This window comes from Ensifer sp. NPDC090286, from assembly GCF_044769565.1.
Lineage (GTDB): Bacteria > Pseudomonadota > Alphaproteobacteria > Rhizobiales > Rhizobiaceae > Ensifer.
Map to the genome: position 1 here is coordinate 662,251 of NZ_JBIVYF010000002.1, position 14,332 is coordinate 676,582.

General features: G+C 63.0%; 15 protein-coding genes. 13 read left to right on the forward strand and 2 right to left on the reverse strand.

Annotated elements, in window-relative coordinates:
- Window positions 1-8: 8 nt before the first annotated feature.
- From ACIQUG_RS13240 to ACIQUG_RS13275, 8 genes are all read left to right on the forward strand, one after another.
- Complete coding sequence (locus ACIQUG_RS13240; protein ID WP_402322095.1) at window positions 9-893, forward strand: carbohydrate ABC transporter permease; 885 nt, start codon at window positions 9-11, stop codon at window positions 891-893.
- Complete coding sequence (locus tag ACIQUG_RS13245; RefSeq protein WP_402322098.1) at window positions 890-1,747, forward strand: carbohydrate ABC transporter permease; 858 nt, start codon at window positions 890-892, stop codon at window positions 1,745-1,747. Before ACIQUG_RS13240 ends, ACIQUG_RS13245 begins: the two co-directional genes overlap by 4 nt.
- Before the next feature lie 38 nt (window positions 1,748-1,785).
- The gene (locus ACIQUG_RS13250) at window positions 1,786-3,015 is read left to right on the forward strand and encodes an ABC transporter substrate-binding protein (protein WP_402322101.1); all 1,230 of its coding nucleotides are present in this window, start codon (window positions 1,786-1,788) and stop codon (window positions 3,013-3,015) included.
- A gap of 95 nt (window positions 3,016-3,110) precedes the next feature.
- Entirely contained in the window at window positions 3,111-4,244 is a 1,134-nt protein-coding gene (locus ACIQUG_RS13255) for an ABC transporter ATP-binding protein (RefSeq protein WP_402322104.1), read from the forward strand.
- A 154-nt stretch (window positions 4,245-4,398) separates the two neighbouring features.
- On the forward strand, window positions 4,399-5,175 hold the full coding sequence (locus ACIQUG_RS13260) for a helix-turn-helix domain-containing protein (RefSeq protein ID WP_402322107.1): 777 nt from the start codon (window positions 4,399-4,401) through the stop codon (window positions 5,173-5,175).
- A 126-nt stretch (window positions 5,176-5,301) separates the two neighbouring features.
- Complete coding sequence (locus tag ACIQUG_RS13265; protein WP_402322109.1) at window positions 5,302-5,697, forward strand: VOC family protein; 396 nt, start codon at window positions 5,302-5,304, stop codon at window positions 5,695-5,697.
- 55 nt (window positions 5,698-5,752) lie between these two features.
- Window positions 5,753-6,157 carry a VOC family protein gene (locus ACIQUG_RS13270; protein ID WP_402322112.1) on the forward strand — a complete coding sequence of 135 codons (405 nt, stop codon included), beginning with the start codon at window positions 5,753-5,755 and terminating at the stop codon, window positions 6,155-6,157.
- Entirely contained in the window at window positions 6,154-6,510 is a 357-nt protein-coding gene (locus ACIQUG_RS13275) for a DUF1801 domain-containing protein (protein WP_402322115.1), read from the forward strand. The genes ACIQUG_RS13270 and ACIQUG_RS13275 overlap by 4 nt, the downstream gene beginning before the upstream one ends.
- 36 nt (window positions 6,511-6,546) lie before the next feature.
- Here ACIQUG_RS13275 and ACIQUG_RS13280 read toward each other — a convergent pair whose 3' ends face one another.
- Both ACIQUG_RS13280 and ACIQUG_RS13285 read right to left on the reverse strand, forming a co-directional pair.
- Entirely contained in the window at window positions 6,547-8,022 is a 1,476-nt protein-coding gene (locus ACIQUG_RS13280; protein WP_402322118.1) for a M81 family metallopeptidase, read from the reverse strand.
- 122 nt (window positions 8,023-8,144) lie between these two features.
- Window positions 8,145-8,642 (reverse strand): hypothetical protein, encoded by a 498-nt coding sequence (locus ACIQUG_RS13285; RefSeq protein WP_043613464.1) that lies wholly within the window; start codon window positions 8,640-8,642, stop codon window positions 8,145-8,147.
- Window positions 8,643-8,756: 114 nt separating this feature from the next.
- Between ACIQUG_RS13285 and ACIQUG_RS13290 the strand changes: the two genes are divergently transcribed.
- The 5 genes from ACIQUG_RS13290 (at window position 8,757) to ACIQUG_RS13310 (ending at window position 14,277) form a co-directional block, all read left to right on the forward strand.
- Entirely contained in the window at window positions 8,757-9,146 is a 390-nt protein-coding gene (locus tag ACIQUG_RS13290) for a RidA family protein (RefSeq protein ID WP_402322121.1), read from the forward strand.
- 72 nt (window positions 9,147-9,218) lie between these two features.
- Window positions 9,219-10,082, forward strand: coding sequence for a MurR/RpiR family transcriptional regulator (locus ACIQUG_RS13295; protein ID WP_043613460.1), 864 nt, complete (start codon window positions 9,219-9,221; stop codon window positions 10,080-10,082).
- 21 nt (window positions 10,083-10,103) lie between these two features.
- Window positions 10,104-10,880 (forward strand): SDR family oxidoreductase, encoded by a 777-nt coding sequence (locus ACIQUG_RS13300; RefSeq protein WP_402322124.1) that lies wholly within the window; start codon window positions 10,104-10,106, stop codon window positions 10,878-10,880.
- A gap of 23 nt (window positions 10,881-10,903) precedes the next feature.
- Window positions 10,904-12,823 carry a beta-N-acetylhexosaminidase gene (locus tag ACIQUG_RS13305; protein WP_402322127.1) on the forward strand — a complete coding sequence of 640 codons (1,920 nt, stop codon included), beginning with the start codon at window positions 10,904-10,906 and terminating at the stop codon, window positions 12,821-12,823.
- A gap of 11 nt (window positions 12,824-12,834) precedes the next feature.
- Complete coding sequence (locus tag ACIQUG_RS13310) at window positions 12,835-14,277, forward strand: M81 family metallopeptidase (RefSeq protein WP_402322130.1); 1,443 nt, start codon at window positions 12,835-12,837, stop codon at window positions 14,275-14,277.
- Window positions 14,278-14,332: the final 55 nt, after the last annotated feature.

Here is a 14,332-nt window from a genome sequence, read left to right on the forward strand (position 1 = left end):
GGCGACGGATGAGTGTTCAACGCAGCACAGTCATCTTCGCCTGGATCCTGCTTCTTCCTGCTGTTCTCTACGTCACGGTGATTGTCGCCTATCCGCTGGTCGACACCTTCATCCTGTCGTTTACGGACGCGTCGCTGAAGAAGACGACCAATTGGGTCGGCTGGACCAACTACGACAAGATCTTCAACGAGACCTTCGCCGAGGTCATCTTCCGGACCTTCGTCTGGACGTTCTTCTCGGTGTCGATAAAGATGATCATCGGCGTTTTCGGCGCAACGATGTTGAACGCAGCCGTGCCCGGCCGGGCGCTGTTCCGCCTGCTCACCATGCCGCCATGGATCGTGCCGATGGCCATCGGCATTTTCATGTGGGGCTGGATGTACAACGGCCAGTTCGGCATGATCTCCGGTGTCCTGCAAAATTTGGGCGTCGTCGATGGACCGGTCGCGTTCCTGGCCCGCGGCGAGACCGCGTTCTGGGCAACCATCGTCACCGACGTCTGGATCGGCGTGCCGCTGGTCACGCTCTACATGCTGGCGGCGATGCAGGCGATCCCGCAGGACCTCTACGAGGCCGCCTGGACCGACGGGGCAGGGCGCTTCTATCGCTTCCGCCGCATCACGCTGCCGCTGCTCGTACCGTCGCTGATCACCATGTCGATGCTGTCGCTGATCGCGACCTTCAATTCCTTCGACATCATCTGGATCCTCACCCAGGGCGGGCCCAACGGTGAGACGACGACGATGATCATCGACACCTATCGCACCGCGATCGGGTCGAAGAAATATGGCGAAGGGGCGGCGCGCGCGGTGCTGATCTGCATCTTCCTGTCGATCTTCTGCTTTGCCTATTTCCGGGTCACGAGCCGCCTTTCGCAAGGGGAACAGAAATGAGCCAGCCGGCCCTGATCAACCGTTACCGCTGGTACGAGCTCCTTGGCATCTATGCCGGCATCTTCGTCTTCCTCACCTTCATCCTGGCGCCCTTCGTCGAAGGGTTCCTGGTGTCGCTGAAGCCGCTGGGACTCCTGTTCTCGTCGCCCTATCGTTTCTGGCCGGAAAACGGGTCGTTTACCGCCTACTACACGATGTGGGTGAGCGTGCCGGGCTTTGCTCGCTACATCTTCAACTCCTTCTTCATTTCCACCATCGTCACGGCGATCGTGCTGGTGCTCGTCATTCCCGCGGCTTACGCCTTTGCCCGCTTCAATTTTCGCGGCGCCGGCGTGCTTCTCGGCGCGTTCCTTGCCGTCAACATGTTCTCGGGCGCGGTGCTGCTCATTCCGCTGTTCCGGCTGATGCGCACCTTCGGCGTGCTCAACACCTATCTCGCCATGATCGTGCCGGGCGTCGCCTTCCTGATCCCGTCGGCGATCTGGCTCCTGCGCACCTACATGATGCGCATCCCGCGCGAGCTGGACGAGGCTGCCTTCGTCGACGGCGCCAGCCACTTCTACACGCTGCGCCGGGTGATCCTGCCGATCGCCATGCCGGGCATCACCGTGGTGGCGATCACCACCTTCATCGGCGCCTATGCCCAGCAGTTCATCTACGCGCTGACCTTCAATTCCAAGAGCGAATTCATGCCGCTGCCCGTCGGTCTCTTTGCCTATTTCGGACGCCAGGAAGTGGTCTGGAACGAGCTGATGGCCGCGAGCTTCGTCGGCATCGCGCCGGCCGTCGTCGTGATCTTCCTCTTGCAACGCTATCTCGTCAGCGGGCTGACCGCGGGCGCGGTGAAACAATAAGACTTAAGTCAACCACCAGAGAACGGGAGCATAAAAACGTGTCTATCCAATTCAAGACGGGGGTGCTCGCCCTTGCCCTGCTCGGCTCGACCGCGCTCGGCGCCGTGACCGCCAAGGCGGCCGACCAGGAGATCAGCTGGATCTACTGCGGCGACACCATGGATGCGGTGCATGAGAAGTACATCAAGCAGTGGGAGGAGAAGAACCCGGGCTGGAAGGTGACCCCGGAAGTCGTCGGCTGGGCCCAGTGCCAGGACAAGGCAACGACGCTCGCTGCCGCCGGCACGCCGGTCGCCATGGCCTATGTCGGCTCGCGCACGCTGAAGGAATTTGCCCAGAACGACCTCATCGTACCGGTGCCGATGACGGAAGACGAGAAGAAGACCTACTATCCCAACATCGTCGATACCGTGACCTTCGACGACAACCAGTGGGGCGTTCCGATCGCATTCTCGACCAAGGCGCTTTACTGGAACAAGGACCTGTTCAAGCAGGCTGGTCTCGATCCGGAAACGCCGCCGAAGACGTGGGCTGAAGAAATCGAATTCGCCAAGACGATCAAGGAAAAGACCGGCATCGCCGGTTATGGCCTGCCGGCCAAGACCTTCGACAACACGATGCACCAGTTCATGCACTGGGTGTATACCAACAACGGCAAGGTCATTGACGGCGACAAGATCGTCATCGACAGCCCGCAAGTGCTCGCAGCGCTGCAGGCCTACAAGGACATCACGCCTTTCTCGGTCGAAGGCGCCACCGCCTACGAACAGAACGAAATCCGTGCCATCTTCCTCGACGGCAAGGTCGGCATGATCCAGGCTGGCTCGGGTGCCGCAACGCGTCTGAAGGAAACCAAGGTCAACTGGGGCGTTGCGCCGCTGCCGCTCGGCCCGGAAGCCAAGGGCGAGGGCACGCTGCTCATCACCGACAGCCTGGCGGTCTTCAAGGGTTCGGGCGTCGAGGAGAAGGCGATCGAGTTCGCCAAGTTCATCACCTCGCCGGGTCCGCAGGGCGAATATGAACTTCAGGGCGGCGCCGGCCTGACGCCGCTTCGTCCGTCGCCGATGGTTGACGAATTCGTCAAGAAGGATCCCTACTGGAAGCCGTTCATCGACGGCATCGCCTATGGTGGTCCCGAGCCGCTCTTTACCGACTACAAGGGCTTCCAGAACGTCATCATCGAGATGGTCCAGTCGGTCGTGACCGGCAAGGCCGAGCCGGCCGACGCCTTGAAGAAGGCGGCTTCCAGCCTCGAAGAGTACAAGTAAGGCCACCGGGGCCGCGCGCCGACAAGATCGGTTCGCGGCCCCACCTAACTCTGCTATAAATGAGCCGCTTCTCGCCGGTGGCCGGAGACAGTTTCTTGGGACAGCTCAATCTCAATCGGGTTCAGAAATTCTACGGGACGTTCGAGGTGCTGAAAGGCATTGATCTCGAAGTCAGGAACGGTGAGTTCGTCGTTTTCGTCGGACCCTCCGGTTGCGGCAAGTCGACCTTGCTCAGGATGATCGCCGGTCTCGACGAGACCAGCTCGGGGGACATCCTGATCGAGGGCAAACGCGTCAACGACCTGCCGCCGGTCAAGCGCGGCATTGCGATGGTCTTCCAGTCCTACGCGCTTTATCCGCACATGAGCGTCTTTGAGAACATCGCCTTTCCGCTGCGCGTGGAAAAGATGGCCGAGGAGAAGCTGAAGGCAAAGGTGGAGCATGCGGCGCGCATCCTGCACCTCGACCAGCGGCTGCAGCAAAAGCCGGGCATGCTATCGGGCGGTCAGCGTCAGCGTGTCGCGATCGGGCGGGCGATCGTGCGCGAGCCGAAGATCTTCCTCTTCGACGAGCCGCTCTCCAATCTCGACGCGGCGCTTCGCGCCGACATGCGCATCGAGCTGGCGAAACTGCACCGGCAATTGCGGGCAACGATGATCTACGTCACGCACGACCAGGTCGAGGCGATGACGATGGCGGACCGGATCGTCGTTCTCAATGCCGGCCAGATAGCCCAGACCGGCGCGCCGCTCGAGCTCTATCACAAGCCGGCCAACACCTTCGTTGCCGGCTTCATCGGCAACCCGAAGATGAACTTCCTGCCGGTCACCTGCAAGGGCGTCAGCGACGCGGGTGTCGAGGTCGATTACAAGGGGCAGTCGGTGGTCGTTCCGGTCGTGCCGCAAGCCGGCCTCGCCGGTCGGACGCTGACACTCGGGGTTCGTCCGGAACATATCGTGCTCGGCGCCGGGGACCTGACGCTCAAGGTAACGCCGACGGTCATCGAACGTCTCGGTGCCCACACGGTTGCCTATGCCGCGATCGGCGGAGAAGGTGAGAACTTCTGCGCCATGTTGCCGGGAACGGCAGCGATCCAGCCGGAACAAACTGTGCAGGCCGGTATCCGTACGCCCGATTGCCACCTCTTCGACGAGGCCGGCATAGCGCTCGAACGTCGCGTCGAGTTGACCGACATCGATATGGGCGTGCTCAACCCCGCGGCTGCCTGAAACCAGGGGCCAGGATCACGGTCGCGTCCGATCAGGGCGCGGCCAGTGTTTTGTGGCGTGGCTGGATATCCGGCAGTTCTGTCTGTAACAATCGCCCGTCGCTGGCGCCATTCCTCCTGTTCAAAGGCGATCAAGCGCACTCGGATAGGGCATCATGACGCTTGGCCGCTATACGGAGCTTCCTCATCTCGTTGACGCCAATGCCGGGATCGAAGCCGTCTGGGCGTCTGTCAGCCGCAACGAAGGCAGTTATCGGGTCCTGCCGGATGGGCGATGCGACATCATCCTCAGGTTTGCGCTCAAGGCTTCGCCAATCCGCGACCTGATGCCGATCGTGACCGGTCCAACGACGGGCTATTACGATGTCCCCTTGGAACCCGGCACCGCCTTCGTCGGCGTGCGGCTGAGGCCCGGCCATTTTCAGAGAATTCTCGGGCTGGAGCCGATCCGGTTGCACGGCGCCGCGCTGATCGGCGCGGCCGCTCTGGGCCAATGGCCCGACCTCGCCGCCCTCTGCGCACCGGCATTGGACCAGCAGGAACTTGCCGGTCGGCTGGTGCGGTTCGTCCGCAAGTGCGATGCCGAGAGTGACTTTGAGGTGACACCGCTCAGCCGTAACATCATAAGCGCGCTGCACGCTTCCGGCGGTCGGTTGCGCATCGCCGAGCTCGCCGCGATGCACGGCGTCTCCGAGCGCACCGCCAGGCGCATCCTCCTTCACGCGACGGGTCTCACGCCGAAGGCGTTTGCAGCGATCATCCAGTTTCATCGGGCCCTGCGTCTTTTGCGCGATCACCGCCTCAGCCCCGCCGATGCCGCGTTCGAGGCCGGCTTTGCCGACCAATCCCACATGACCCGGGTCTTCCAGCGCCTCGGCGGGTTCTCGCCGGCGCGCTTGCCCGACGTCACGCTGGTGACGATCTCGGACTGATGTCCGAATTGTTCAAGAACGGAGCCCGGCAATGAACGATGATCGCCGGTAACTGTTCGCGATGCTTCGGGTGTACGCTTCGCGCGTGGCCGATCTCGGCGGCGGGCAAACCTTGGAGACGAAACCATGACTGTCCGTTTCGGATACACGATCCTCTATGTTCCCGACGTGCCGGCAACGGTCTCGTTCTATGAGGCGGCGTTCGGTCTGAAGCGAAGGTTCGTGCATGAAAGCAACCTCTATGCGGAGATGCAGACCGGTGAGACGGCTCTGGCCTTTGCCAGCGAAACCATGGCGGAGCTGAATGGCTTTGCCGTTCGCGCGAACCGCAAGGGTGACCTCGCTGCCGGTTTCGAAATCGCGCTTGTCTGCTCGGCGCCGCAAGAGGCCTATGAGATGGCAGTCTCTGCCGGAGCATCGCCGGTGAAGCCGCCAGAAGAAAAGCCGTGGGGGCAGGTGGTCGGCTATGTCCGCGATCTCAACGGCTGCCTTGTCGAGCTCTGCTCCGCGATGCCCGCCTAGCGGCCCGGCATGACCGCGCAACCCACGAACGCCATAACTCGGGAGGAACCCGCCTGTGCGCCCGACCACTGCCTCGCCCTGTATCACGACCAATCGGATTGCCGCGTCGCGAGACTTTTACCAGACATATTTCTCTGCGCGGCTGACCTTCGACTGCGGCTGGTACATCAGCCTGGAACTGGGCCAGGGCCTGTCGCTGCAATTCATGGAACCGCAACAGGGGCAGCCCGTGTGCAACACCGAAGGCCTCACCTACAATCTCTGTGTCGAAGACGTCGATGGCGAGTATCGCCGGATCACGGCGGCAGGGCTTGCCGCGGCATTGCCGATCGAGGATCACCCTTGGGGAGATCGAGGCTTTGCGGTGAAGGACCCGAACGGCGTGCTGCTCTACATCTACTCCAACCGCGAACCCGCGCCGGAGTTCAGGCCGTTTGTCATCGCTTCGGGTGCCGCATGACCGATGACCGGATCCAGGCCCTTCTGCGGGAGATCGAGCTTCATCGCGGCGATCAGGTCGCGATCGTCACCCGACTGCGGGAAATCGCGCTCGCTTCAGGCCCTGCGGTCAATGAAGAGGTGAAGTATGGCGGTATCCTGTTTTCGTCCGGTGAGAGCTTCTGCGGCGTCTTTTCCTACGCCCAGCACGTGACGCTGGAATTTAGCCGGGGCGCCGCCTTGCCCGATCCACATGCCGTCCTGGAAGGCTCGGGCAAGCTTCGCCGCCACATCAGGCTCCTGAGCCCGGCGGATATAGATGAGAAACACGTCGCACAGTACATCGAGATGGCCCGCCAGGCCGTCGATCGCTGAAGGAGCGATCGCGCCCGGCGACGCTGCCGCAAATCGTCAGGCCGCGCCCTTCTCGGTTGCGTGCGGGTTCTCGACCTTCGGCCAGATATTCTTCGGCGCGCGCTTGTAGTCGGTCCTGGCCGGATTGTTCGGGTAGGGCGTGCCGGCCGAGCAATAGAGGATCTCCGCCGCGATCTTGGAGAACGAGGCGTAGAAGTGGTTGGTCGACTTGATGACCAGGATCTTCTTTTCCGTCGGGTCGATGCCCATCACCGAAAACAGGCTCGGGTCGAAGCTTTGCGCCCGGGTCGAATTGAGGATGATGTCGATACCCTTGAAACGGATGTGAGCCGCATCTCCGAAGGGGGCGAAGCTCTCGCCGAAGCGCATCTCGGCATTCCGCACCAGCTTGACCACCTTGACCGTGCCATCGACCGGATTGCCGGTCCCCGGCGCCGACTTGGCGCCAAAGCGCAAGGGGATTTCGGCGCCTTCGCCCGCCGCCATGCAGATCTGCACCGCCATCGGATCCCAGATCGTGCCGACCGCAACGTCGGTTGCGCCGCGGGCGAGCAATTCTTCAAGCAGCACCGTCGCGTCGCCGGCCGTGCCGCCGCCCGGGTTGTCCCAGACATCGGCGATGACGACGGGCCCTCTGGTTGCCGCGAGCGCCTCGTCGACCGCCTGCTTCTCGTCGATCTGCGGCATGATGAAGGTGCCGCGGTGGGAGAAGAGTTCGAGACCCAATTCCCGCGCGAGGCTCGCGCCTTTCTCCGGCTTGCCGTTGGTGACGGCAAGCAGCTTCGTTCCCATTTCCGGGACGTCGCCGGCCATGAAGCCGTGGATCACAGAAAGCGAAAGCACGTCGGCGTCTTCCTTCTCGATGCGCATCAGCTTGTCGACGAAGGAGCGCATCGGATCGCGTGAGGTCGGATAGACGTCGATCATCCGACAGTCGAAGATCGACATGACGGGCGTGATGCGGCCTTCGAGCGTGTCGACGGCGATCTTCCAGAGATCCTCGGCCCCGTCGACGAAGTCGGTGTGCGGGAACTCCTTGAAGTAGACGAAGAAGTTCGATGCGGCGGCGCGCTTGGCGGTCAGGTGGCTATGGGGGTCGAGTTCGGCGCAGACGAGGATATCGGGGCCGACGATCGCGCGCACGCGCGTCAGCAGGTCGCCTTCGGGGTCTTCGTAGCCATCGGCGACCATGGCGCCGTGCAGGCCGAGCACGACGGCGTCGACGGGCATGGCGGCGCGCAGCTGGACGAGGATTTCGTCGCGCAGGCCCTCATAGGTCTCGCGGTTGACGAGGCCAGCCGGGTCCGCCCAGGTCGCGGTTCCCTCGATCAGGTCCCAGCCCTTCTCGGCGCAGACGCGCCGGCCGACGGTGATCGGCGCCGTGCAAAGCGTCGGCGTCTCCGGGTGTTCTCCCGGCGGAGCGTAGAGCGAGGCTTCGAAGGCCCTGCGGTCGATGCAGATCGGAGAGAAGGTGTTGGTCTCGGTCGCAAGCGCCGCTGTGAAGATCCGCAATGCCGTTGCCTTTTCTATCGCGTCACGCCCGCAGCGCCGCTCATCCGGCCGGATGTGCGAAAGCCGCTGCAAGCTCTAAGTCTGGCGCATGATTTTTCCCGGACGGGTGACGGTCCAGGAAATTATGCGGAAGCCGTGCCCATCGGGTTTGGCAGGTAGCCGGTAAAGCCGGCGATCTTCCAGCGTCCTTCATGCAGGCGGCAGTAATAGACTGTCTGCCATTTCAGGATATCGACGCTGCCGTCCGTCTTCTTCAGGCTGCCGTCGAACTTCTTGCGCGCCAACGCCTGCTCGCCGTTGATCTCGATGTCCTCGAGCGTCGTCGTGGTGAAGATCGCAGTGCGCGGATCCTCGGCGAAGCTCTGTGTCGCAAAATCCTGCGCCTGGCGCAGCCACTCTTCGCGATAGGCGGCGAGCGACGGGAACGTCAGTCGCCAATTGTCCGGATTGGTTTCGCGGCGGCCGTCGATGCCGATGAAGCTCTCTCCGACGAAATCGTCTGCAACCATCGACCAGTCGGCTGCCAGAAAGGCAGTGATGTCGCGGGAGACCAGCATCTCCCAGATCGAGTGGCGTGCAGCATCGGAAGAGGGGAATGGATTGAGAAAAGGATCCCGCATATTCGCGCCCTGGATTGAAATTCTTTTCATGAATGGTGTTTTTCGCTAGCCAAATTCAGCTTTCTATGGTCACTTGTCAACGATCAAAGAAAATAATTTGCAAGAAGGCTCAAGATGACGATCAAGCGCTATGGTGCGGAACAGGTCGGCGCTGGCGGCGAACCTTTGCCCTTTGCGCGCGCTGTCGAGGCGGACGGCTGGCTCTATGTCTCCGGTCAGGTCGCCATGGAAAACGGCGAGATCATCGAGGGCGGGATCATTCCCCAGACCCACAAGACGATCGCCAATGTGATGGCCATCCTGACGGAAGCCGGCTACGGCCCGGAGCACGTAGTGCGTTGCGGCGTTTGGCTCGACGATCCCCGGGACTTCTGGACATTCAACAAGATCTACCAGGAGTACTTCGGCGCGCATCCGCCGGCACGGGCCTGCGTCCAGTCGTCGATGATGGTCGATTGCAAGGTCGAGATCGACTGCGTGGCCTATAAGCCGAAGGAAGGCTGATCCTGGAGCGGGAGCGGTTTTCGGTCTGCAGCCCGCTCTCATTCGTGATCCGAAGCAAGGCGTAAGCGGGCGATGGACATCTTCGCGACACTGCAGGAAGAAAAAGGGCGGCTCTCCCAATCGGAAAACCGCATTGCCGATATTCTCCTGAACGACTTCGAGTTCGCGGTAAACGCCTCCATCATCGAGCTCGCGGGCAAGGCGGACGTTTCGCCGCCGACGGTCACCCGCTTCTGTCGCCGGCTGGGCTGTGACAGTTTCTCCGACTTCAAGGTGCAGCTTGCGCGCACCGCCTATATCGGCATGCGCTACCTGAAGCCCGAGCCGAAGAGCCGCGAGACCGGCGACGTCGCCCAGGACATCATCACCAAATCGCAGAACGCGCTGTTCTTGCTGCATCGTTCGCTCGATCTGGCCGCGATCGAACAGGCGGTCGAGCGCATCGCCTCAGCGGAAATGATCTACGCCTTTGGTTCCGGTGGCAATTCGTCGATGATCGCCGGCGAACTTCAAAACCGGCTCTTTCGCTTCGGCCTGCGCATCACGTCCAGCTCTGATCACAGCATGCAACTGATGATGACGGCGGCGGCCCGGCCGACGGACGTGCTGATCGGCTCCTCCTTTTCCGGCCGCAACGCCGAACTGGTGCGCGCCTTCACGCTCGCCCGCGAACTGAAAGTGCCGACCATCGCGTTGACGCAGAGCGGCAGTCCGGTGGCCAACGCTGCCAGCATCACTGTTCCGGTCGACCTGCCCGAGGGCAACAACATCTACCGTCCCACCTCCACCCGCATCGCCTACCTGGCGCTGCTCGACATCCTCTCCAGTCTCGTCGCCTACCGGGTTCAGCCGCAGGCAACGGCCACACTTCGGCGCATCAAACAGCAACTGGTGACGCACCGCGACGGTGACGACCGCCAGTTGCTCGGAGACTGACGTGCCGCGAAAGGTCAACGCATGACGCAATCTCTCGCGATCGTCACCGGCGCCGCCGGCGATATCGGCCGTGCCATCGCCCGCAAGCTTTCCGAAGACCATGACGTGGTCCTGCTCGTCGACATCGATGCGGAGGCCGCCGAAAAGGCAGCAAGGGCGCTAGGCGACGAGAAGCGCTTCGTCGCCGTCGCCTGTGACGTGACCAACGCCGAAAGCGTGGCGGCGATGGCAGCGAAGGCCGCGGAGAAGGGCGCCGTCCGCACCCTCGTCAACAATGCGGGTGCCGCCCGAGCCGTCAGCCTGCACGACACCACGCCGGAGATCTGGCGCATGGACAATGCGCTGAACCTCGAGGCAGCCTTCCTCACCTTTCGCGCCGTCGAGGACATGCTGAAAGAGACCCACGGTTCGGTCGTCAACATCGCCTCGGTCAACGGCATGAACGTCTTCGGCCACCCGGCCTATAGCGCCGCCAAGGCTGGCCTCCTGCACCTGACGCGACTGATCGCGGTCGAATACGGCAAGTTCGGCATCCGCTCGAATGCGGTGGCGCCCGGTACGGTGCGCACCCAGGCCTGGGAGGCGAGGGCGGCATCGAACCCGGACGTGTTCGAAGAGGCGCGCCGCTGGTATCCGCTGCAGCGCATCGTCAATCCCGATGACGTCGCCAATGCCGTGCACTTCCTGGCAGGCCCGCTCGCGGCCGCCATTTCGGGCGTCTGCCTGCCTGTCGATTGCGGTCTGACCGCCGGACAGGCGGAGCTGGCCCGCACGTTCTCGCAATCAAGCCACTACTGACATAAGCATTCTGGAGGATGAGCATGCACCCGGTTTCCTACCGTCTCGAGGCGTCCTGGCAGCCGGATGGCGGGCCGTTCGGGCGGTTTACCTTCACGCTGTTCAATTTCTCCGGAGCGCCGCTTTCCGGTTTCAGGATCGTCTATACCTCGCTCACCCGGGTGATCGATCCCAGGGCCTGCGACAATGCCGTATTCCTGCGCCGCAACGCCAATTTTCACGAATTCGCGCCGCCAGCGGGGCTGACGATCGAAAACGGTGAGAGTTGGAGCTTCACTGTCAGCGGCCTGCACCGCAATGCGCGCCATTGCACTGATGGAGCCAAGTCCGCCTATCTGACGCTTGCCGATGGCCGGCACGTGCCCGTCGCTGTCTCCGATCTGTTGCTTGAAAATGCCGTCAGTGAGCCACCGCCGGTGCGGTTGCCGGCAGGTAAACTCGACCAGCCCTATGCGTTGCAGCCCTGGCCGGCGAAGCTTGAGCTTCGTGCTGGAGACGGATTCCCCGTCGTTCTCTATCCGGCGGTCGGCGCGTCGGGCGAGGATGTCGCAGCCATCGATACGGTTCTGGCGATGTACCACCGCCTGTTTGCGGCGGGTCACGCCCCCTTCAGCCTGGCGGCCTCAAAGCAGGGGCGGGCGATTGTCTTTGCCGCCGACGCTGGTCTCAAGGCCGAGGCCTATCGGCTCGACTTTTCCGAGACCGAAATTCGCCTCAGCTTTGGCGGCAGCGCCGGCCGGCAATATGGTTTGACCAGCCTGGTTCAGCTTCTGGACGGGGCACGCAACCATCCGGACAAGTTCCGCTTTCCGGCGAGCGGCACAATTTCGGATGCGCCGCGTTACAGCTGGCGCGGTTGCCATCTCGACGTCTCCCGCCAGTTCTATCCGACGGCGGATGTGGCGCGGCTGATCGACATTCTCGCTTGGTTCAAGCTCAACGTTTTCCATTGGCATTTGACCGACGACGAGGCCTGGCGCCTGGAGATCAAAGCCTACCCGCAACTGACGACGCTTGGCGTGTTGCGCGGGCCGGATGAGCCGCTGTTGCCGCAACTCGGCAACGGTGCTGAGCCCGTCGGCGGCTTCTACAGCCAGGAGGACGTCAAGGCGATCGTCGCGCAGGCGACGGCACTGCATGTCGATGTCGTGCCGGAGATCGACATCCCCGGCCACAGCACGGCGACCCTGGTGGCGCTGCCGGATCTGACCGACGGCCAGGAGGCGCCGGAGAGCTACCACTCGGTTCAGGGCTATCCGAACAACGCGCTCAACCCGGCCGTTGCCTTCACCTACGAGTTTCTGGAGAAGGTCCTCGACGAGATGGTCGAGCTTTTCCCGAGCGCCTACATTCATATCGGCGGCGACGAAGTGGCGAACGGTTCGTGGCTCGCTTCGCCGCTGGCCAAGAAGCTGATGGAGCAGGAGGGCATCTCCGGCACCTTCGCGCTGCAGTCCTATTTCTTGAAGCGGGTGAAGCAGATGCTGACGGCGCGTGGCCGCAAGCTCGCCGGCTGGAACGAGGTGGCGCATGGCGGCGGTGTCTCGACCGAAGATACGCTGCTGATGGCCTGGGAGCGACCGGAGGTCGGTATCGAGCTCGCCCGCGAAGGCTATGATGTGGTGATGACCCCCGGCCAGGCCTATTACCTCGACATGGCGCAGGCCGACGCCTGGCAGGAGCCGGGCGCAAGCTGGGCCGGTACGGCGACACCTGCGCATACCTATGGCTACGAGGCCGAGGGCGAGTTCCCGGACGAATTGAAAGCGCGCCTCAGAGGGGTGCAGGCCTGCATCTGGTCCGAGCATTATCTTTCGCGCGGCTACTTCAACCGTCTCGTCTTCCCGCGGCTTCCGGCGATCGCCGAAGCGGCATGGACACCGAAGTCGGCGAAGGACTGGCTTCGCTTTGCGGCCATCGCGCCGCTTAGCCCGAACCTCTGAGGGGAACGCCCATGCGCATCGCCGTTGGTGGGATCCATACCGAATGCAGCACCTACTCGCCTGTCCTGATGACGGAGGAAGATTTTCGCGTGCTGCGCGGACAGGCGCTGCTGGACGCCGAATACTTCGGATTTATGAAGGCCGAAGGCGTCGAGCATCTGCCGCTGCTGCATGCGCGCGCCGTTCCGGGTGGCCCAGTGTCGCGTCCGACCTACGACGCTTTCAAGGCGGAGTTTCTCGACAAGCTGCGTGAAGCCCTGCCAATCGACGGCCTCTATCTGGCCATGCACGGCGCCATCAAGGTCGATGGGATGGACGACGCGGAAGGCGACTGGATCTCCGCCGCGCGCGCCGTCGTCGGTCCCGATTGCCCGATTGCGGCCAGTTACGACCTGCATGGCAATGTCAGCCAGAAGATCATCGATCAGCTCGACATCTTTGCGGCCTATCGAACAGCGCCGCATATCGACACGCCGGAGACCATGACCCGTGCCTGGTCGATGCTCGTCTCGGCGCTGAGAGACGGCACGCGTCCAGGAATCGCCTGGGCACCGGTTCCGGTCCTGCTTCCCGGCGAATGCACATCGACCGAGGACGAGCCGGCAAAGTCGCTCTACGCGCAATTGCCCGAAATGGATAAGCGGCCGGGCGTTCTCGATGCCAACCTGATGGTCGGTTATGTCTGGGCCGACGAGCCGCGGGCGACCGCCTGTGCGGTGGTAACAGCCACCGATAGAGCGGCGGCCAAACGGGCAGCGGAGGAGATTGCCGCCGGCTACTGGTCCGAACGTCGAAACTTCCGCTTCGGTCCGGTGACGGGGCCACTGAACGAAATGCTCGATATCGCCGAGCGGGCAACGACGACGCCGATCATTCTTGCGGATTCCGGCGACAACCCGACCGGCGGCGGCGTCGGCGACCGCGCCGATGTGCTGAAGGCGCTGCTCGCCCGCGGCTGGCGGGGCGCCTTGATTGCCGGTATCACGGACCTGCCGGCGGTCGAAGCCTGCTTTGCCGCCGGTACCGGCGAAACGTTGATGCTCAAGATCGGCAGCAGCCTCGATCCGGCAAGCCCCCGCGCAGAAATGCTGGCTGAGGTCGTCACGCTGGACGATCCCGGGCCTGCGAAAGAACGGCAGGCGGTGGTGCGTGTCGGCGCGATCGATGTGGTCATCGCGGCACGCCGCAGGCCCTACCACAACATCGGGGATTTCCGGCGGCTGCGCCTGGATCCCAAGGCCGTTCGGCTGCTCGTCGTCAAGTCGGGCTATCTTTCGCCTGAACTGGCGCCGATCGCCAACCCCAACCTGATGGCCCTGACTGACGGGGTCGTCAATCAGGACATACAGGGCCTCGCCAGCCTGCGCCGTGAGCGACCGGCCTATCCGTTTGACCAGGACTTTGCCTTCGAACCTGTCGCCCGCTTTTCGGCGCGTTGGTCGAGCGGCGCCTGAGACATGTTTCGCACTTTCCCTCCCCGATTTCCGGGTAGGGCTTTCCTCAAAGCGC